The sequence below is a fragment of the Enterobacter cloacae complex sp. genome (assembly GCF_900322725.1).
GTDB lineage: Bacteria > Pseudomonadota > Gammaproteobacteria > Enterobacterales > Enterobacteriaceae > Enterobacter > Enterobacter quasihormaechei.
Genome location: NZ_LT991957.1, coordinates 56,175 through 73,841, shown reverse-complemented (window position 1 = coordinate 73,841; position 17,667 = coordinate 56,175). Strand labels below are relative to the sequence as shown.

The 17,667-nt window shown below is 52.8% G+C and carries 20 protein-coding genes and 3 tRNA genes; 17 read left to right on the top strand and 6 right to left on the bottom strand.

The window, feature by feature from the left end; translation table 11 throughout:
• Nucleotides 1–77: 77 nt before the first annotated feature.
• From amyA to fliD, 4 genes are all read right to left on the bottom strand, one after another.
• A complete protein-coding gene (gene amyA, locus DBR02_RS00390; protein WP_107533301.1) occupies nt 78–1,565 on the bottom strand; it encodes an alpha-amylase in 1,488 nt (495 codons plus the stop codon).
• A 98-nt stretch (nt 1,566–1,663) separates the two neighbouring features.
• Complete coding sequence (fliT, locus tag DBR02_RS00385; RefSeq protein WP_006811148.1) at nt 1,664–2,035, bottom strand: flagella biosynthesis regulatory protein FliT; 372 nt, start codon at nt 2,033–2,035, stop codon at nt 1,664–1,666.
• Entirely contained in the window at nt 2,035–2,445 is a 411-nt protein-coding gene (gene fliS, locus DBR02_RS00380; RefSeq protein ID WP_063868419.1) for a flagellar export chaperone FliS, read from the bottom strand. The genes fliT and fliS overlap by 1 nt, the downstream gene beginning before the upstream one ends.
• A gap of 30 nt (nt 2,446–2,475) precedes the next feature.
• Nucleotides 2,476–3,888 carry a flagellar filament capping protein FliD gene (gene fliD, locus DBR02_RS00375; protein ID WP_107533300.1) on the bottom strand — a complete coding sequence of 471 codons (1,413 nt, stop codon included), beginning with the start codon at nt 3,886–3,888 and terminating at the stop codon, nt 2,476–2,478.
• A gap of 269 nt (nt 3,889–4,157) precedes the next feature.
• Between fliD and DBR02_RS00370 the strand changes: the two genes are divergently transcribed.
• The 8 genes from DBR02_RS00370 to sdiA all read left to right on the top strand — a co-directional run bounded on the left by DBR02_RS00370 (nt 4,158) and on the right by sdiA (nt 11,205).
• A complete protein-coding gene (locus DBR02_RS00370) occupies nt 4,158–5,354 on the top strand; it encodes a FliC/FljB family flagellin (RefSeq protein ID WP_107533299.1) in 1,197 nt (398 codons plus the stop codon).
• Nucleotides 5,355–5,517: 163 nt separating this feature from the next.
• On the top strand, nt 5,518–6,237 hold the full coding sequence (locus DBR02_RS00365) for an RNA polymerase sigma factor FliA (RefSeq protein ID WP_003859623.1): 720 nt from the start codon (nt 5,518–5,520) through the stop codon (nt 6,235–6,237).
• A gap of 54 nt (nt 6,238–6,291) precedes the next feature.
• The gene (fliZ, locus tag DBR02_RS00360) at nt 6,292–6,843 is read left to right on the top strand and encodes a flagella biosynthesis regulatory protein FliZ (RefSeq protein ID WP_063450168.1); all 552 of its coding nucleotides are present in this window, start codon (nt 6,292–6,294) and stop codon (nt 6,841–6,843) included.
• Nucleotides 6,844–6,929: 86 nt separating this feature from the next.
• Nucleotides 6,930–7,730 (top strand): cystine ABC transporter substrate-binding protein, encoded by an 801-nt coding sequence (gene tcyJ, locus DBR02_RS00355; RefSeq protein ID WP_063450167.1) that lies wholly within the window; start codon nt 6,930–6,932, stop codon nt 7,728–7,730.
• 103 nt (nt 7,731–7,833) lie between these two features.
• The gene (dcyD, locus tag DBR02_RS00350) at nt 7,834–8,820 is read left to right on the top strand and encodes a D-cysteine desulfhydrase (protein ID WP_107533298.1); all 987 of its coding nucleotides are present in this window, start codon (nt 7,834–7,836) and stop codon (nt 8,818–8,820) included.
• Nucleotides 8,821–8,841: 21 nt separating this feature from the next.
• Nucleotides 8,842–9,510 carry a cystine ABC transporter permease gene (gene tcyL / locus DBR02_RS00345; RefSeq protein ID WP_107533297.1) on the top strand — a complete coding sequence of 223 codons (669 nt, stop codon included), beginning with the start codon at nt 8,842–8,844 and terminating at the stop codon, nt 9,508–9,510.
• Nucleotides 9,507–10,259: an L-cystine ABC transporter ATP-binding protein TcyN gene (gene tcyN, locus DBR02_RS00340; protein ID WP_063450165.1), complete on the top strand. Its 753-nt coding sequence runs from the start codon at nt 9,507–9,509 to the stop codon at nt 10,257–10,259. Before tcyL ends, tcyN begins: the two co-directional genes overlap by 4 nt.
• A 223-nt stretch (nt 10,260–10,482) precedes the next feature.
• Nucleotides 10,483–11,205 (top strand): transcriptional regulator SdiA, encoded by a 723-nt coding sequence (gene sdiA / locus DBR02_RS00335; protein WP_107533296.1) that lies wholly within the window; start codon nt 10,483–10,485, stop codon nt 11,203–11,205.
• A 64-nt stretch (nt 11,206–11,269) separates the two neighbouring features.
• Here sdiA and DBR02_RS00330 read toward each other — a convergent pair whose 3' ends face one another.
• Together DBR02_RS00330 and DBR02_RS27215 are read right to left on the bottom strand one after the other, a co-directional pair.
• Nucleotides 11,270–11,494: a DUF2594 family protein gene (locus DBR02_RS00330; protein ID WP_003859644.1), complete on the bottom strand. Its 225-nt coding sequence runs from the start codon at nt 11,492–11,494 to the stop codon at nt 11,270–11,272.
• Nucleotides 11,481–11,561, bottom strand: a complete 81-nt coding sequence (locus DBR02_RS27215; RefSeq protein WP_418235935.1) for a hypothetical protein — start codon at nt 11,559–11,561, stop codon at nt 11,481–11,483. The genes DBR02_RS00330 and DBR02_RS27215 overlap by 14 nt, the downstream gene beginning before the upstream one ends.
• Nucleotides 11,562–11,958: 397 nt before the next feature.
• Here DBR02_RS27215 and uvrY point away from each other — a divergent pair, with 397 nt between their 5' ends.
• From uvrY to DBR02_RS00290, 9 genes are all read left to right on the top strand, one after another.
• A complete protein-coding gene (uvrY, locus tag DBR02_RS00325) occupies nt 11,959–12,615 on the top strand; it encodes a UvrY/SirA/GacA family response regulator transcription factor (protein ID WP_102751015.1) in 657 nt (218 codons plus the stop codon).
• Nucleotides 12,612–14,444, top strand: a complete 1,833-nt coding sequence (uvrC, locus tag DBR02_RS00320; RefSeq protein WP_107533295.1) for an excinuclease ABC subunit UvrC — start codon at nt 12,612–12,614, stop codon at nt 14,442–14,444. The genes uvrY and uvrC overlap by 4 nt, the downstream gene beginning before the upstream one ends.
• Before the next feature lie 56 nt (nt 14,445–14,500).
• Nucleotides 14,501–15,049 (top strand): CDP-diacylglycerol--glycerol-3-phosphate 3-phosphatidyltransferase, encoded by a 549-nt coding sequence (gene pgsA / locus DBR02_RS00315; RefSeq protein WP_003859652.1) that lies wholly within the window; start codon nt 14,501–14,503, stop codon nt 15,047–15,049.
• A gap of 152 nt (nt 15,050–15,201) precedes the next feature.
• Nucleotides 15,202–15,277: transfer RNA gene (locus DBR02_RS00310), tRNA-Gly, on the top strand.
• Nucleotides 15,278–15,328: 51 nt separating this feature from the next.
• Nucleotides 15,329–15,402, top strand: a tRNA-Cys gene (locus tag DBR02_RS00305).
• 11 nt (nt 15,403–15,413) lie between these two features.
• Nucleotides 15,414–15,500, top strand: a tRNA-Leu gene (locus DBR02_RS00300).
• 289 nt (nt 15,501–15,789) lie between these two features.
• Entirely contained in the window at nt 15,790–15,942 is a 153-nt protein-coding gene (locus tag DBR02_RS26550) for a hypothetical protein (protein WP_157959548.1), read from the top strand.
• A gap of 2 nt (nt 15,943–15,944) precedes the next feature.
• Nucleotides 15,945–16,268 carry a hypothetical protein gene (locus tag DBR02_RS00295; RefSeq protein ID WP_107533294.1) on the top strand — a complete coding sequence of 108 codons (324 nt, stop codon included), beginning with the start codon at nt 15,945–15,947 and terminating at the stop codon, nt 16,266–16,268.
• 467 nt (nt 16,269–16,735) lie between these two features.
• Nucleotides 16,736–17,662 (top strand): LysR substrate-binding domain-containing protein, encoded by a 927-nt coding sequence (locus tag DBR02_RS00290; protein ID WP_107533293.1) that lies wholly within the window; start codon nt 16,736–16,738, stop codon nt 17,660–17,662.
• Nucleotides 17,663–17,667: the final 5 nt, after the last annotated feature.

Genomic DNA, 17,667 nt, shown 5'->3' with positions numbered 1-17,667 from the left:
CCCGGCCTACAAAAACTAACGGTAAAAGCAAAACGGCAATCATATTGCCGTTTTGAGGGTTTGCTCCCTTTCCCGTACTAGAGCGCGTCTTCAATCACCCAGACGCTGACGCTTCCCCCGTTACAGAAGAACGTTCCTTCGCCGTCCGCAGCCGTGGTTACGGTTTCCTCGCGATTGCCTAAAAAATCACGCCAGGTCTTATTGCCGTAATTCTCGCCGAGGCAGATTGTCTTCTCGCCGTCATCACCATTCGACAGCACCACCACGCAGCCCGGGTGATCCTCAGTTCCGCTGCGGCTAAACGCAATGCAGTTTGGATGATCGAAAAAGAGCGTCTGCACGCCGTGGGCAAAACGCTGACGGGCTAAAATCAGCTCGTGAAGCTGTTCAATCACCGGCATATCAATGTGATACGTCTCGCCGTCACCCCCGGTGTCGTCATAGCTGGCGCCAAAAAGATCCGGGTAGAACACGCTCGGCACGCCGTTTTCACGCAGCAGGATGAGCGCGTAGGCCAGCGGTTTAAACCAGGCTTCAACCGGGGCTTCCAGCGCCTGCAAGGGTTGGGTGTCATGGTTGGCCACCAGCGTCACGGCATGGAACGGATCGGCTTCCACCAGCGTACCGGTGAAAATCTGGCTCATGTCGTAGTCGCGGCCCTGGCGTGACGCCTCGTGAAATTTCATTTGCAGCGGCGCATCAAACAGCATGGTCTTGCCGTCTACCTGATCGATGTAGTGCTGCAATTTATCCACTTCGTGAGACCAGTATTCCGCCACGATAAACAGCGGCTGCGGGGCCACCTCCTGAACGTGCTCAATCCACTCTTTATAGAACCAGGCCGGGATGTGCTTTACCGCGTCCAGGCGGAAGCCGTCGCAGTGGGTTTGCTCCATTACCCAGCGCGCCCAGTATTTGATCTCTTCCGTCACCGCATGGTTGCGAAAATCAATATTTTCGCCCATCAGGTAATCGAAATTGCCCATCTCGTCGTCGACCTGATCGTTCCAGCCTTCGCCGGTGTAGTCGTTCACGATTTTGAAGATACCGTCCTCATTGGGGTTTTCAATGTGGTCGATACCGCTGAAGCATTTGTAATCCCAGACAAACTGCGAATACTGGCCGGCACGAACGGGGAAGGTGTAGCGCGTCCAGGCTTCACATTCGATGATCTCATCGCTGATTTGGGTGCGATCCTGCGCATCCACGCGCTGTACGCGGACGGGTTCCTTTTTATCGGCGCCCATTTTATGGTTGACCACCACGTCCAGAAGCACCGCAATCTGGTTGCTTTTTAAGGCGTTGATGGCCTCCAGCAGCTGGGCTTTATCGCCGTATTTGGTGGCAACGCTGCCTTTCTGGTCAAACTCACCGAGGTCGAAAAGATCGTAGGAGTCATACCCGACGGAATAGCCTCCGGATGCGCCTTTATACGCCGGCGGTAACCAGACCATATTGATGCCGATTTCGTTCAGGTTGGGGGCTAATGCCGTGACTTCTTGCCACAATTCACCGCCGGTGGGGTAGTACCAGTGAAAACATTGTAAAAGTGTTGGGTTGCGCATGCACCATCTCCATGAGGTCGCGAAACTCAAGTATGGAGCAGGTTTGGCAGAAATGCCTGGCGAACGAAACGGTTAACGCTTGCCCGCCAGTTAAATGGCTAATTAATATCGCTATTACTTTGCGGAACCAGGACATGACCGCCCTGATTACCGTAGGTGGAGAGCACGGTTTTCTGGATGGAGGATTGCCCAACCAGTTTCGCCAGCTCATCCATTCTGGCTTGCAGCAATGTTTTTACCTGGCCTTCGTTGTCCAGGATCACCCGTAGCGTCGGGCGAAGCTGTTCCTGAATCTGCATCGAAGGTTCACTTTCCTGAGTGAGACGAGCCAGTGAGTGCACCGCATTAACATAGTCGGTTTCACAGATGATCAGATCATCCCATAGTCCCTGCCGGGCCAGTCGCAACATCAACTGGCTCTGCTCAAGGAGTTGCTGATAAAGGGCATAAAGTTGCGGTGCGTTACTCATTAGACGGCGTCCTGCATCAGTTGTGGCGTACCGGCAACCTCCTTCCACCCGTCAGCGATATTGCGCAGCAGGTTTTCCACCTCTTCGATGGCGCTGGCGTCGTTATTCACGTTGGCGTGCAGGAGGCGACGTACCATATAGGCATAAAGGGCAATCAGGTTTTGCGTAAGCTCATCACCGTTATCTTCTACCAGGCCAACCTTCAGCCCGTTTTCGATAATGTTGATGGCTTTGGAGAGCGCCAGCCCTTTTGCCGGGATATTACCGTCTGCCAGGAACAGACGCGCGCGTACCAGCGCGCTGAGGGCTCCATCAAATAGCATGATAACCAGCTGCTGCTGGCTGGCGCTCATCACCGCGCTTTCAACTTCTATCTTTGCGTAGGCTTGCGTGCCTTTTGCGCCGTACATGTTATCCCCCTCGGGTCTGATTAGCGTTTACTACTTGTTGCTGGACGTGTTCTCGAACTGCTGCGTCAGGTAACTGCTGGTGTTGTTCAGCGAGGTCATCAGTACGTCCAGCTGGGTAAACTGGGCTTTGTACTGCGCCACTCTCGCGTCGATACGTTCGCTCACGGCGTTGTATTGATCCGTTAACTTGTTCAGCGTTTTGCTGACGCCATCTTTGGCCGCCTGAATAATGCCTTTACTGGAAAGCCAGTCAGTCAGATGGGTGGCCATGGTGGTGGTGATCCCGGTGGTTTTACCGTCACCTACAACCAAATCTTTCACCGCAGACGGGTTCTCCGTCAGCGTTTTTTTCAGCTTGTCGCTGTCCAGCTCCAGCTTGCCCGTGCTTGGATCGGAGGTAATGCCCACCTGAGACAGCGTTTTATAGGCGGTTCCGCCGACGGTGTTGCTCAGCATGGTTTTCAGCTGCGTCTGGATAGTACGCAGCGTAGTGTCTCCGAGTAGTGCGCCGTTGCTGGTATCTTGCTCATCCTTACCCGGATCTACCGCTGTGTATTTTGTAAGTGAGGCGAAGCTATCTTGCAGGGTGTTGTAGGCATCCACCCAGGCCTTCATCGCCGTTTCCGCTTTTGACGTATCTTTCGTTATCGTCAGCGTCTGGTTACCGGTAGTGACGTCGTTCAGGTTCAGGGTGATATCTTCCAGCGCATCGCTGATGGTGTTGCTGCTGTTTTCGATATCAACGTTATTCACCTTCAGCTTCGCGTTCTGCGCGGTGACGCTTTCCGTCATGCCGTTGCTGGCGTCGGTGCTGGTGCCGTTGTAACCCATAAAGGATTGCAGGGCGCTGTCGCCGCTCACGCTGATGCTGACCGCGTTGTCCGCCCCGGTTTCGGTGGAGGTGATGGACAGACGATACTGACCGTTACCGACGTTAATAATGCTGGCGGTCACGCCGGCGTCTGCTTTGTTAATTGCATCGCGAATGCCGTTCAGCGAGGAGTTTGCCGCGCTGATATCGACGGTCACCGGATCTTTACCGTTCCCGGCGGTAAACGTGATCTTGCTGTCAGCCGTGGCAATGGCCGTTTTGCTGTCCGGCTGCGCATTTTGGGTCGTCAGGGTTTGCGCCTGCGCCAGCTGCGACACGCTGATGGTGTATTTCCCGGCAATCGCGCTGCCGGTGGTGGTGGCGCTGAATGCCGTGGTGCTGCTCGACGTGCTGGTCGCCGTAAACAGGTCGGCTTTATTCAGCGCGGTGTTGGCGGTCTGAAACGCTTCCAGTGAACTCTTCAACGTGCCGTAAGCGCTCAGCTTGGCGGTATAAGATGACTGTTGTTTGGAAATCGGCGTCAGCTGCGCTTTTTCGGCCGTGGTCAGACTATCCAGAATGTCTGCTAACTTCAGACCCGATCCAATCCCCAATGATGAAATACTTGCCATATTTATTCCTTAATCTATCGACACGTAGAACGAATAGTGGGGTTATCGGCCTTAATGGGGGAAAGTTTACGGTTAATTTCTTTTTTTTAATGGCGGGAATAACGGTAATAGAGAAGAGCTTTTCCGTGGCTAAAAAAATTAACGCGATCCTGAAAAAATATCTAAAGGTTGGTTTGGACCAGACGATAACACTTTTGACGGCGATGAAGCCGAAGGGTGGAAACCCAAATCTAACCAAACAGATTTGATGAACAACAGGAATCGAAATCATGGCACAGTACATTAATACCAACAGCCTCTCGCTGATCACTCAGAACAACATCAACAAGAACCAGTCCGCTCTGTCTTCTTCTATCGAGCGTCTGTCTTCTGGTCTGCGTATCAACAGCGCGAAAGATGACGCTGCGGGCCAGGCGATTGCTAACCGCTTCACCTCTAACATCAAAGGCCTGACCCAGGCTGCACGTAACGCTAACGACGGTATCTCTGTTGCTCAGACCACTGAAGGCGCACTGTCTGAAATCAACAATAACCTTCAGCGTATTCGTGAGCTGACCGTTCAGTCTCAGACTGGTACTAACTCCGATTCCGACCTGTCTTCAATCCAGGACGAAATCAAATCCCGTCTGTCTGAAATCGACCGCGTATCCGGTCAGACTCAGTTCAACGGCGTGAACGTACTGGCTAAAGACGGCAAAATGAACATTCAGGTTGGTGCTAACGATGGCGAAACCATCACCATCGATCTGAAGAAAATTGATTCAAAAACCCTCGGTCTGGATAGCTTCAACGTCAACGGTCCTAAAGGGACCATTTCAGCAGCCGGTGCTGCTGATTTCAAAGAATTCTATGGTTCAACAACCCAAGTTGCAGGTGCAACTGTTACAGAAAAATCAACAGATGCATTGGCAACACGTTTAGGCGTTGCCGCAGGTAGTATTGCACTGACTGATGATACTGTTTACAAGGATGAAAACGGGAACTTGTTTGCTAAGGTAAATATTACTGCTGCCGACGCTGCCGAAAGTAATAACCTTAAAGCGAATGGTTTCGATATTGCTGCGACTGAAAATCAAGATTTCTATATTGCTCTTGATCCGCAAGCAGCAGTTACAACAACCGCGACTGTCGCAGCGTTTACCATCGATACTGATAATCTTAGCTTGACTAGCCTGACTACTGGTTCAACTTCCAACCCACTGGCTAAACTGGACGAAGCTATCGCGTCCGTAGACAAATTCCGTTCTTCACTGGGTGCGGTTCAGAACCGTCTGAGCTCTGCGGTGACCAACCTGAACAACACCACCACCAACCTGTCTGAAGCGCAGTCCCGTATTCAGGACGCCGACTATGCGACCGAAGTGTCCAACATGTCCAAAGCGCAGATCGTTCAGCAGGCCGGTAACTCCGTGCTGTCCAAAGCTAACCAGGTTCCTCAGCAGGTTCTGTCTCTGCTGCAAGGCTAATCGCCTGATTACGCTTAAACCCCGCTTCGGCGGGGTTTTTTCTATCCCCGCACACGCGTAACCCCCCAAATAACCCCTCATTTCACCCACTATTCACCCGATTAAAACCCCTCCAGAATCGGATAATCATGCCGATAACTCAACTAACGCAGGGCTGTTTATCGTGAATTCACTCTATACCGCTGAAGGTGTAATGGATAAACACTCGCTGTGGCAGCGTTATGTTCCGCTGGTGCGTCACGAAGCATTGCGCCTCCAGGTGCGTTTGCCGGCGAGCGTGGAACTGGACGATCTGCTACAGGCGGGCGGTATCGGGTTATTGAATGCAGTTGACCGGTACGACGCTCTGCAAGGAACGGCATTTACGACTTACGCAGTGCAGCGTATTCGTGGTGCGATGCTGGACGAGCTGCGCAGCCGCGACTGGGTGCCGCGCAGCGTTCGCCGCAACGCGCGCGAAGTGGCGCATGCGATGGGGCAGCTGGAACAGGAGCTGGGGCGCAACGCGACGGAAACCGAAGTGGCGGAACGTCTGGGCATTCCTGTTGAAGAGTATCGTCAGATGTTGCTCGATACCAATAACAGCCAACTCTTCTCTTATGATGAGTGGCGCGAAGAGCATGGCGATAGTATCGAGCTGGTGACGGATGAACATCAGCAAGAAAACCCGTTACACCACTTACTGGAAGGGAATTTACGCCAGCGCGTGATGGAAGCCATTGAAGCTTTACCGGAACGTGAGCAGCTGGTGTTAACCCTCTATTACCAGGAAGAGCTCAATCTCAAAGAGATTGGCGCCGTACTGGAGGTGGGGGAGTCACGGGTGAGCCAGCTGCACAGCCAGGCCATTAAACGCCTGCGCACCAAACTGGGTAAGTTATAGGTGAGTGATTCGCCTTGGTAATGCCGCACAACGTATTGACAACCAGGAGTTATCATGACGGTGCAGCAATCTAAAAGACGGCCTTTAAGCCGCTACCTGAAAGACTTTAAACACAGTCAGACGCATTGCGCCCACTGTAAAAAATTACTCGACCGAATCACGCTGGTTCGTCGCGGTGAAATCGTGAATAAGATTGCGATTTCCCGCCTCGACACGCTGATGGATGAAGCCGCCTGGCTTGAAGAGCAAAAAGAGTGGGTAGCGCTTTGCCGTTTCTGTGGCGATCTCCACTGCAAAGAGCAAAGCGACTTCTTCGATATTATCGGCTTCAAGCAGTTCCTGTTTGAACAAACTGAGATGAGCCACGGCACCGTGCGTGAATACGTGGTTCGCCTGCGCCGCCTGGGCCAGCATCTGACCGTGCAAAATATCTCCCGCGATCTGCTGACGACCGGCTATCTGGATGAAAATCTTGAGCCCTGGCTGCCCGCCACCAGTACCAACAATTACCGCATCGCGCTGCGTAAGTACGCGCAATATAAAGTCCAGATGCCGGGCGCCCTAAAGCAGAAAGTCCACGCCGGAACAACTTCTGATATATATTAAAAAAGAATAAGATGTAGCGCAGCCGCCTTTGACGTTGCAGGCGATTTATCTACACTACTCAAAAATTCCACTGTATCGGAGTACTTATGAAATTAGCACTTCTGGGTCGTCAGGCGCTGATGGGGATGATGGCCGTTGCGCTGGTCGCGGGGATGAGCGTAAAAACGTTCGCGGCAGATAATCTGCTCAATAAAGTCAAAGAGCGCGGCACGCTGCTGGTTGGGCTGGAAGGTACCTATCCTCCGTTCAGCTTCCAGGGCGACGACGGTAAGCTGACCGGTTTTGAAGTGGAGTTTGCGCAAGAGCTGGCAAAACACCTCGGCGTAAAAGCCTCTCTGAAGCCGACCAAATGGGACGGTATGCTGGCGTCACTGGACTCCAAACGTATTGACGTGGTGATTAACCAGGTGACCATTTCTGACGAGCGTAAGAAAAAGTATGACTTCTCCACGCCGTACACCGTGTCCGGTATCCAGGCGCTGGTGAAGAAAGGTAACGAAGGCAGCATCAAATCCGCCGCGGATCTGAAAGGTAAGAAAGTCGGCGTCGGTCTGGGCACCAACTACGAAGAGTGGCTGCGCCAGAACGTGCAGGGCGTGGACATCCGCACCTATGATGATGACCCGACGAAATACCAGGATCTGCGCGTAGGCCGTATCGACGCCATTCTAGTTGACCGCCTGGCAGCGCTGGATCTGGTGAAGAAAACCAACAATACCCTGGCTGTCGCGGGCGATGCGTTCTCCCGTCAGGAATCCGGCGTGGCGGTGCGTAAAGGTAACGAAGATCTGCTGAAAGCCATTGACGGCGCCATTGCCGAAATGCAGAAAGACGGCAGCCTGAAGGCGCTTTCTGAGAAGTGGTTCGGCGCAGACGTGACGAAATAAGTCTCTGACCGACAAAAAAAGGCGCTTTTAAAAGCGCCTTTTTTATTTCTCGCGCGTCTGCGTGCATAATGAAATAACAATTGTTTGCGTGACCGGAGGAACCATGTCACTACAGAATTTAACGCGCTTTCCCCGTCTGGAGTTTATCGGCGCACCCACCCCGCTGGAGTATCTGCCGCGATTTTCTGACTATCTGGGGCGCGATATATTCATTAAGCGTGACGATGTGACGCCCATGGCGATGGGCGGAAATAAGCTGCGCAAGCTGGAATTTCTCGCCGCCGATGCCCTGCGCGAGGGCGCGGATACGCTGGTCACCGCCGGGGCCATTCAGTCTAACCACGTTCGCCAGACGGCGGCCGTGGCGGCAAAGCTGGGCCTTCATTGCGTAGCCCTGCTGGAAAATCCGATTGGCACGCAGGCTGAGAATTACCTGACTAACGGTAACCGCCTGCTGCTGGATCTGTTCAACGTGCAGGTTGAAATGGTTGACGCGTTGACCGACCCGGCTGCCCAGCTTGATGAACTGGCGACGCGCCTGGAAGCACAGGGCTTTCGTCCGTACGTCATTCCGGTTGGCGGCTCGAATGCGCTGGGTGCCCTCGGCTATGTTGAGAGCGCACTGGAAATCGCGCAGCAGTGCGAAGGCGCGGTGAGTCTGTCCTCGGTGGTGGTGGCGTCCGGCAGCGCGGGTACCCATGCCGGTTTAGCGGTCGGGCTTGAGCAGCTGATGCCGGACGTTGAGCTGATTGGCGTAACGGTTTCCAGAAGCGTTGCGGACCAAAAGCCGAAAGTCGTCACGCTGCAACAGGCGGTGGCTGAACAGCTTGAGCTTGAGGCGAAGGCGGAAATTATGCTGTGGGATGACTACTTTGCACCCGGCTATGGCACCCCCAATGATGAAGGGATGGAGGCCGTTAAGCTGCTGGCGCGTCTCGAAGGCATTCTGCTTGACCCGGTTTATACCGGCAAGGCAATGGCGGGCCTTATCGACGGCATTGCCCGGAAGCGCTTTAAGGATGAAGGACCCATTTTGTTTGTTCATACTGGCGGGGCGCCTGCGCTGTTTGCCTATCATCCTCATGTCTAAAAATCAGGTCGAAAAATAATAATGCAAGAAAGTATTCAACTGGTTATTGATTCGCTGCCGTTCTTACTTAAGGGCGCGGTGTTTACGTTACAGCTCAGTATCGGCGGGATGTTCTTCGGGCTGGTGCTCGGGTTTGTGCTGGCACTGATGCGCATGTCAAACATCTTGCCGGTGCGGTGGCTGGCGCGGTTTTATATCTCCGTGTTCCGCGGAACGCCGCTTATCGCCCAGCTGTTCATGATCTACTACGGGCTGCCCCAGTTCGGTATCGAGCTGGATCCGATCCCGGCGGCGATGATTGGTCTGTCGCTGAATACGGCGGCGTACACCTCGGAAACGCTGCGTGCGGCGATCTCGTCCATCGATAAAGGGCAGTGGGAAGCGGCGGCCAGTATCGGGATGACCCCGTGGCAGACGCTGCGTCGGGCGATCCTGCCGCAGGCGGCGCGCGTGGCGCTGCCTCCGCTGAGCAACAGCTTTATCAGCCTCGTGAAAGACACCTCGCTTGCGGCGACCATTCAGGTGCCGGAGCTGTTCCGTCAGGCGCAGCTGATCACTTCGCGCACGCTGGAAGTGTTTACCATGTATCTGGCGGCCTCGCTGATTTACTGGGTGATGGCGACGGTGCTGTCGGCCCTGCAAAACTATTTTGAAAACCAGCTTAACCGCCAGGAGCGAGATCCAAAATGAGTGCAATTGACGTCAAAAACCTGGTGAAAAAATTCCATGGGCAAACGGTGCTGCACGGCATCGACCTTGAGGTTGAGCAGGGCGAAGTGGTGGCCATTATCGGCCCGAGTGGGTCAGGGAAAACCACGCTGTTGCGCAGCATCAATTTGCTTGAGCAGCCCGAAGGCGGGACGATCCGCGTGGGCGATATCACCATTGATACCGGGAAATCCATCAGCCAGCAAAAAGGGTTGATTCGCCGCCTGCGCCAGCATGTCGGCTTCGTATTCCAGAGCTTTAACCTCTTTCCACACCGTACGGTGCTGGAAAACATTATTGAAGGCCCGGTCATCGTCAAGGGTGAACCAAAGGAAGACGCGACGGCCCGCGCCCGCGAGCTGCTGGCGAAGGTTGGCCTGGCAGGGAAGGAGACGAGCTATCCGCGTCGTTTATCGGGCGGGCAGCAGCAGCGTGTCGCCATTGCGCGCGCGCTGGCGATGCGCCCGGATGTGATCCTGTTCGACGAACCCACCTCCGCGCTCGATCCGGAGCTGGTCGGGGAAGTGCTGAACACCATCCGCCAGCTGGCGCAGGAAAAACGCACGATGGTGATCGTGACGCATGAAATGAGCTTCGCCCGCGATGTGGCCGATCGGGCCATTTTCATGGACCAGGGGCGAATAGTAGAGCAGGGGCCGGCTAAAGCGCTGTTTGCCAATCCGCAGCAGCCCCGCACCCGCCAGTTCCTTGAAAAATTCTTAATGCAGTAGCATTTTCGCACTCAATTTGCTCCGGATGCCGCTTCTGGGGCAAATTATCCTCCCTTAAATTCGGTTCTGTTGCTTTTTTATTCCGGCTAATGTGGTTAAGCCTTCCTCAAATTAAAGATAATCTGCCCGTGGCCGATATTTTATATAAATAATCATGCTTTATGTGTTAGGTTATATTCACCATAATAATGATTATCTATTTCAGAGGCTTCATTCACTACATATGAGGGATATAGACTTTTTCACCTGGCGACGGGAATGCTTCCTTCGGTTCCAGGAAATGACCTGTGCTGACGAGGTATATCAGGAGCTTCAGCGACAAACGCAGGCGCTTGAATTCGATTATTATGCGCTTTGTGTTCGACACCCTGTGCCATTTACCCGCCCGCGAACCTCCGTCCATTCCAGTTATCCGCAACAATGGATGGCACAATATCAGTCCGAGAATTATTTCACCATCGATCCGGTACTCAAGCCGGAGAATTTCATACAGGGACATTTGCCCTGGACGGATGAATTATTCGTGGATGCCCAGCAATTATGGGACGGCGCCCGCGACCACGGTTTACGCAAGGGAATAACGCAGTGTCTGATGCTGCCAAATCATGCGCTCGGCTTCCTCTCCGTGTCACGGACCAGCGTAGAAGCATACGCCATCACCAATGAAGAAGTTGAGCTGCGTTTGCAAATGCTGGTCCAGATGGCGCTCACAACGCTGTTGCGTTTTGAACATGAGACGGTGATGCCGCCGGAAATGAAATTCAGCAAGCGTGAACGGGAAATACTGAAGTGGACCGCAGAAGGGAAGACGTCGGCAGAAATTGCCATCATTCTCTCCATCTCGGAAAATACCGTGAACTTCCATCAGAAGAATATGCAGAAGAAATTCAACGCGCCGAATAAGATCCAGATAGCGTGTTATGCCGCCGCGACGGGACTTATCTGACTGCTCTCACGTTCTGCGTGTCAGACGAGGAAAAGGCTGAATGCACTGCATCCAGCCTTTTTTGTTACTGGCGGTAGGCTTGTTTAATTTGCTTAACCGTATTGGCAAAAACAGCGGATTCCGCCTGGTCTTCCATCTGCGCGATCTGTTTTTCCATTTTAATGATCACACGTCCAGCATCAGCCTGGCCCATCGCTTGTAGCATAAGCGTCAGCAGCGACTTCAGGCAGTTAACTTCCTGTGCCAGTTCCTGGTTATTCTCGGCAGTGGCAAATTCAGGTGTGCTCATTTATTTTCCTCATTATAAAACAGCGCATGAGCGCGACGATGAAAGTTAAGGCGGCGGAGTATACCACAAGCTGCGGCAAAAAATGCAGTGGTTGTTTTTTATACTTTTCCGCGGATTGATTATTGGCTGATGCGGATTATGAAGGTAATCTGTCCAATATGTTAGCGACAATTAAATGTTTATCGCCGGTACGTCATCCGTTAATTGTTGTTACAAAAAAATGAGAGCATTTTTTAGTTTACGTTAACAAATGTTTTGGTAGCTTTTTGAATGCTGGTGCCAAAAAATAGCGGTAAAGCCCAGCGTACATGGGTTTTCTTTCCACTTACTGTACAGCCTAATTTCCAAAAACGAGACCCGAATCGTATAGCCGATTTTTTAGCGTTTTAATCTTGCATGGAAAACCGTTAATATAAACGCAATTAGCAGTCAGTAGCGTTATCCCTATTCTGGAGACATTTCCTTTGATCAACGTCCTTCTTGTTGATGACCACGAACTGGTGCGCGCAGGGATACGACGCATTCTTGAAGATATAAAGGGTATTAAAGTTGCCGGCGAGGCGTGCTGTGGTGAAGATGCCGTCAAATGGTGTCGTACTCACTCAGCAGACGTGGTGCTGATGGATATGAACATGCCCGGCATCGGCGGGCTTGAAGCCACGCGTAAAATCGCCCGCATGTTTGTTGATACCAAAGTCATCATGCTGACCGTACACACTGAAAATCCGCTGCCCGCCAGAGTTATGCAGGCAGGTGCCGCAGGATACCTGAGTAAAGGCGCCGCACCGCAGGAAGTCGTCAATGCGATCCGTTCCGTACACGCAGGGCAGCGCTACATTGCTTCTGATATTGCTCAACAGATGGCGTTGAGTCAGATTGAACCGGAAAAAACGGAATCGCCGTTTGCCAGTTTGTCTGAGCGCGAATTGCAGATTATGCTGATGATTACTAAAGGTCAGAAGGTGAATGAGATTTCAGAGCAGCTGAATCTCAGCCCGAAAACGGTCAACAGCTATCGCTATCGGATGTTCAGTAAACTGAACATTCACGGTGATGTCGAACTGACTCACCTGGCCATTCGCCATGGTTTGTGCAATGCGGAGTCGTTATTAAGTCAGTGAGTGAAGCGTTCGATTCAAAAGCATTTCTGAAAACCGTCACCAGCCAGCCGGGCGTCTACCGTATGTACGACGCTGGCGGTACGGTTATCTATGTCGGTAAGGCGAAAGATCTCAAAAAACGCCTTTCCAGCTATTTCCGCAGCAACCTTGCTTCCCGTAAAACCGAAGCGCTGGTCGCCCTCATACATAACATTGATGTCACCGTGACGCACACGGAAACGGAAGCGCTGCTCCTTGAGCACAACTACATTAAGTTGTATCAGCCGCGCTACAACGTTCTGCTGCGCGATGATAAGTCCTATCCGTTTATCTTCCTGAGCGGTGATACGCACCCGCGGCTGGCGATGCATCGTGGCGCTAAGCATGCGAAAGGGGAATATTTCGGCCCCTTCCCGAACGGTTATGCCGTGCGGGAAACGCTGGCGCTTTTGCAAAAAATCTTCCCCGTTCGCCAGTGCGAAAACAGCGTCTACCGCAACCGATCCCGACCGTGCCTGCAATATCAAATTGGCCGCTGTCTGGGGCCGTGCGTTGAAGGACTGGTGAGCGAAGAAGAGTACGCGCAGCAGGTGGAATATGTACGCCTGTTTTTAGCCGGGAAAGACGATCAGGTGCTCACGCAGCTGATTGCCCGCATGGAAAAAGCCAGCGCGGGGCTGGAGTTTGAGGAAGCCGCCCGCATCCGCGATCAGATCCAGGCGGTGCGCAGGGTGACCGAGAAGCAGTTTGTTTCCAATACCGGCGACGACCTCGATGTAATTGGCGTCGCTTTTGACGCCGGTCTCGCCTGCGTTCACGTGCTGTTTATTCGTCAGGGTAAAGTGCTCGGCAGCCGCAGCTACTTCCCGAAGGTGCCGGGCGGCACCGAGCTGGGTGAAGTGGTGGAGACTTTTGTCGGCCAGTTTTATTTGCAGGGCAGCCAGATGCGTACGCTGCCTTCGGAGATCCTGCTCGACTTTACGCTCGACGATAAAACCCTGCTGGCGGATTCGCTTTCAGAGCTGGCAGGCCGCCGGGTGAATGTCCAGACGAAACCGCGCGGCGATCGCGCGCGCTATCTGAAGCTGGCGCGAACCAATGCCGCCACGGCGCTGACCACCAAACTCTCCCAGCAGTCGACCGTCAGCCAGCGTTTAACCGCGCTTGCGACGCTGCTCAAGCTGCCGGAAGTGAAACGCATGGAATGTTTCGACATCAGCCATACGATGGGTGAGCAAACCGTGGCGTCGTGTGTGGTCTTTGATGCCAACGGTCCGCTGCGGGCAGAGTATCGACGCTATAACATCACCGGCATTACGCCCGGTGATGATTACGCCGCCATGAACCAGGTGCTGCGTCGTCGCTATGGTAAGGCGATAGAAGAGAGCAAAATTCCTGACGTTATCCTTATCGACGGCGGGAAAGGGCAGCTGGGCCAGGCGAAGGCGGTGTTTGAATCGCTCGACGTGGAGTGGGACAAAAACCATCCGCTGCTGTTAGGGGTGGCGAAAGGGGCGGATCGTAAAGCGGGCCTGGAAACGCTGTTCTTCGAGCCGGAGGGCGAGGGCTTTAGCCTGCCGCCAGATTCCCCGGCGCTGCACGTGATCCAGCACATCCGCGATGAGTCGCACGATCACGCCATCAGCGGGCACCGCAAAAAACGGGCGAAGGTGAAAAATACCAGTACCCTCGAGACTATCGAAGGCGTTGGGCCAAAACGTCGTCAGATGCTGTTGAAGTATATGGGCGGATTGCAAGGATTACTCAATGCCAGCATGGAGGAAATTGCAAAAGTGCCGGGTATTTCGCAAGGGCTGGCAGAAAAGATCTACTACTCGTTGAAACATTGAGGGCTCTGTAGCAACATAGAGCTAAATTTTACTGACAACAGACAGTTACCGTCATCATGCGATTTAATATCCCTACGTTGCTCACCCTTTTTCGCGTTGTGCTCATTCCGTTCTTTGTACTGGCATTTTACCTGCCGGTCGTCTGGGCGCCTTTTGCCTGTGCGCTGATTTTCCTGATTGCCGCCGTGACGGACTGGTTTGACGGGTATCTGGCACGCCGCTGGAATCAGAGTACCCGCTTTGGCGCGTTCCTCGATCCGGTCGCGGATAAGGTGATGGTGGCGATCGCGATGGTGCTGGTGGCGGAGCATTATCATACCTGGTGGGTCACGCTGCCCGCCGCGACCATGATTGGCCGTGAAATTATCATCTCTGCCCTGCGCGAGTGGATGGCTGAGCTGGGGAAACGCAGCAGCGTGGCGGTATCCTGGATCGGTAAAGTTAAAACCACCGCACAAATGGCGGCGCTGGTGTGGATGCTGTGGCGTCCGAATGCCTGGGTCGAGTGGGCCGGCATTGGCCTGCTGTGGGTTGCGGCAGTGCTGACGCTGTGGTCAATGCTGCAATATTTGAACGCTGCGCGCGGTGATTTGCTTGAACAGTGATCGTTTCGGCTTAATTTTCAGCAAACGATCCTGAGATGCAAAAAATAACGTTGACTCAAAACGTCATATCAGTAGAATGCAACGCATCGAACGGCGGCACAGTTAGCCGGACGATAATGAAATCAAGTGGTTAGCTGTTAACTTGATAACATGCGGGAATAGCTCAGTTGGTAGAGCACGACCTTGCCAAGGTCGGGGTCGCGAGTTCGAGTCTCGTTTCCCGCTCCAGATTAAAGCATCGGCAGTTTGCGGGTGCGTGTCGAAAGACAAAAGATTTAAGGCGCGTTAGCAAAGCGGTTATGTAGCGGATTGCAAATCCGTCTAGTCCGGTTCGACTCCGGAACGCGCCTCCACTTTCTTCCCTGGCCGGATGGTGGAATCGGTAGACACAAGGGATTTAAAATCCCTCGGCGTTCGCGCTGTGTGGGTTCAAGTCCCACTCCGGCTACCATGGGAAACAAAAAATAATCAAAGCAATAAGCAGTGTCGTGAAACCACCGAAAGGTGGTTTTTTTGTGTCTGAAATCCTCTTCCTGACAACAATTCTTATTTTTCCTGCCTGACCCATGCACAACCATAATTTTTCGATCATTATGCGTTGAGTGCGTTTCCTTATCGTGTAAATTCTTATATCTCCGTTTCATCGATTGCCCTGCGGCAGCTTCGCAGAGAACTTCATTTGGATTTTCCTTAGAAAAAGTGGAAGAGCTTGCAAATGGACTGGGCAAGGGTATCAACAAATGACCAAAACATTGTTCTCCGGCGACAAGCTCTCGAACGTACAGGATATGAACTACGGTTGGCAAGAGGCATCTAAAACCGCAATGGCGCTGGATTTGACCAGTGGGAGCATTACGGGTTGGCAGATGTACCAGATAGCAAAAGAGAACTGATTATGTCTCATGAGTTAGAATTTTCGCTTCATCCACCTGTTTGGCCTGCTGTGGTCTATTTCATTGTATCTATTGCAATTTTTCTCTTGCTTTATCTCGGCAAACTAAAAGTTAACAGACTGCATAAATACCCGCTATTTATCGCGTATATGGTGTTTGTAATCGCTATTGCAGCCGTTCAGATAAACATCTTTGCCAATGGCTACGAGTTTGTCAGCAGCTTTTTGCATATGGATTTTGACCCCTATCGATATGACTCGGTATATTGGGGATCATTGTTTTTCTCCATAATTTACTTGCTGGCGTTGCCCCGGAACAAGTTTTAGCGTAATGAATTTATGAGAATGTGCCGCGCGTCGAAAGTGAAAGGTCAGGGGTAAGGCTGAATCATCTGAACGCGAAAGACTGAAAGGGCACCTTCTGCTTTGTCTGACAGGGCGTCTTGTAGCAGTGAGGAAAGAAACGCTTTCACAGCGGTACATTACACGTGCTCCGCTTTTCAGCGAGCCACCACAATCGGTTCTGATCCGTGTTTCTTCACCTTTCTCACCGCACCTGTAGCTGCATGACAACTAAATTTGTCGGTGAGCACTTTACCGTCGGCAGCTATTTTTGCGGAGCGGCTTCGTCAGGCAAGTTGGCAAGACATTCGCGTGAATAACAGTTATCCATTTCGTAACGGAATTAAACAGATACGCATTATGCTATCGTGTAGCGGGCGCGATATGCGGTTTGAACACGTGCACGTTTGCGACCCCGATTCCCCATCTCATCACGTTATGTAAGGGACGCTATGTCTTTACCGCCATTGTATGCACTGCGTGCGTTTGAGGTTGCTGCGCGGCTGAACTCCTTTAGTAAAGCCGCTGAAACGCTGAATATTACGCCGGGCGCGGTCAGCAGACATGTCCGTACCCTTGAACAATGGTTCGACTGCGAGCTTTTCAAAAGGCAAGGTCCTCGCGTGGAGGTCACTGAAGCCGGGCGGGTGCTTGCCGGACAGCTGAACGAAAGCTTCACGAGCATTGAATGGGCCTGCCGGGCATTTCGAAGTGAAAACCATCTGCTGCGGTTAAAAGCACCCAGCACCCTGACCATGAGATGGCTTCTCGACGTGCTGCGATCTTTTCGCAACAACCATGCAAAACCACAGGTGGAGATTGCCAGCGTCTGGATGGACATTGACACCGTTGATTTCAATCTTGAGCCATACGACTGCGCCATTCTTCTCGGCAATGGCCGTTTTGGTGAGACAACGGAAAGCCAGCTGCTTTTTCATGAATGGCTTATTCCGGTTTGCACACCATCGCTTCTCGAACCGGCCCGGCAGCAGCTTTCGCAATGCGATCTGATCCATCCTTCACCGGACAGACGGGACTGGAGGCGCTGGCTGCGAAGGACGGGCTTGTTCCCGGGGCTCGATATGAGCAGCGGCATGGTGTTTGATACCCTTGAACAGGGAAGTATCGCCGCGATGAACGGGCACGGCATCGCCATCGCCGACCTGCATCTCACGCTTGATGCCCTGAAAAGCGGCCTGCTGGGCCTGCCGTTCAGGGGAGCTATCGCGACGGGAGATGGCTACTACCTCGTCTGGCCAAAAAATTCGCTCAAAAGAGAGAGCATCCAGCACCTTCTGGCCTGGCTGCAAAGCCATACCCCGGTCGTTCCGGCTCTGGATATTCTTTATCTGGAATACGATGAAAGCCGGGTGTATTAATACCC

What these genes read in the sequence shown, in the direction of transcription:
- dcyD (WP_107533298.1), top strand. Translation starts at nt 7,834, where the DNA reads ATGTCACTACAGAATTTAACGCGCTTTCCCCGTCTGGAGTTTATCGGC.
- tcyL (WP_107533297.1), top strand. Translation starts at nt 8,842, where the DNA reads ATGCAAGAAAGTATTCAACTGGTTATTGATTCGCTGCCGTTCTTACTT.
- DBR02_RS26550 (WP_157959548.1), top strand. Translation starts at nt 15,790, where the DNA reads ATGACCAAAACATTGTTCTCCGGCGACAAGCTCTCGAACGTACAGGAT.
- DBR02_RS00330 (WP_003859644.1), bottom strand. Translation starts at nt 11,494, where the DNA reads ATGAGCACACCTGAATTTGCCACTGCCGAGAATAACCAGGAACTGGCA.
- pgsA (WP_003859652.1), top strand. Translation starts at nt 14,501, where the DNA reads ATGCGATTTAATATCCCTACGTTGCTCACCCTTTTTCGCGTTGTGCTC.
- fliT (WP_006811148.1), bottom strand. Translation starts at nt 2,035, where the DNA reads ATGAGTAACGCACCGCAACTTTATGCCCTTTATCAGCAACTCCTTGAG.
- fliS (WP_063868419.1), bottom strand. Translation starts at nt 2,445, where the DNA reads ATGTACGGCGCAAAAGGCACGCAAGCCTACGCAAAGATAGAAGTTGAA.
- DBR02_RS00370 (WP_107533299.1), top strand. Translation starts at nt 4,158, where the DNA reads ATGGCACAGTACATTAATACCAACAGCCTCTCGCTGATCACTCAGAAC.
- fliD (WP_107533300.1), bottom strand. Translation starts at nt 3,888, where the DNA reads ATGGCAAGTATTTCATCATTGGGGATTGGATCGGGTCTGAAGTTAGCA.
- amyA (WP_107533301.1), bottom strand. Translation starts at nt 1,565, where the DNA reads ATGCGCAACCCAACACTTTTACAATGTTTTCACTGGTACTACCCCACC.
- DBR02_RS00290 (WP_107533293.1), top strand. Translation starts at nt 16,736, where the DNA reads ATGTCTTTACCGCCATTGTATGCACTGCGTGCGTTTGAGGTTGCTGCG.
- tcyN (WP_063450165.1), top strand. Translation starts at nt 9,507, where the DNA reads ATGAGTGCAATTGACGTCAAAAACCTGGTGAAAAAATTCCATGGGCAA.
- fliZ (WP_063450168.1), top strand. Translation starts at nt 6,292, where the DNA reads ATGACGGTGCAGCAATCTAAAAGACGGCCTTTAAGCCGCTACCTGAAA.
- tcyJ (WP_063450167.1), top strand. Translation starts at nt 6,930, where the DNA reads ATGAAATTAGCACTTCTGGGTCGTCAGGCGCTGATGGGGATGATGGCC.
- sdiA (WP_107533296.1), top strand. Translation starts at nt 10,483, where the DNA reads ATGAGGGATATAGACTTTTTCACCTGGCGACGGGAATGCTTCCTTCGG.
- DBR02_RS00295 (WP_107533294.1), top strand. Translation starts at nt 15,945, where the DNA reads ATGTCTCATGAGTTAGAATTTTCGCTTCATCCACCTGTTTGGCCTGCT.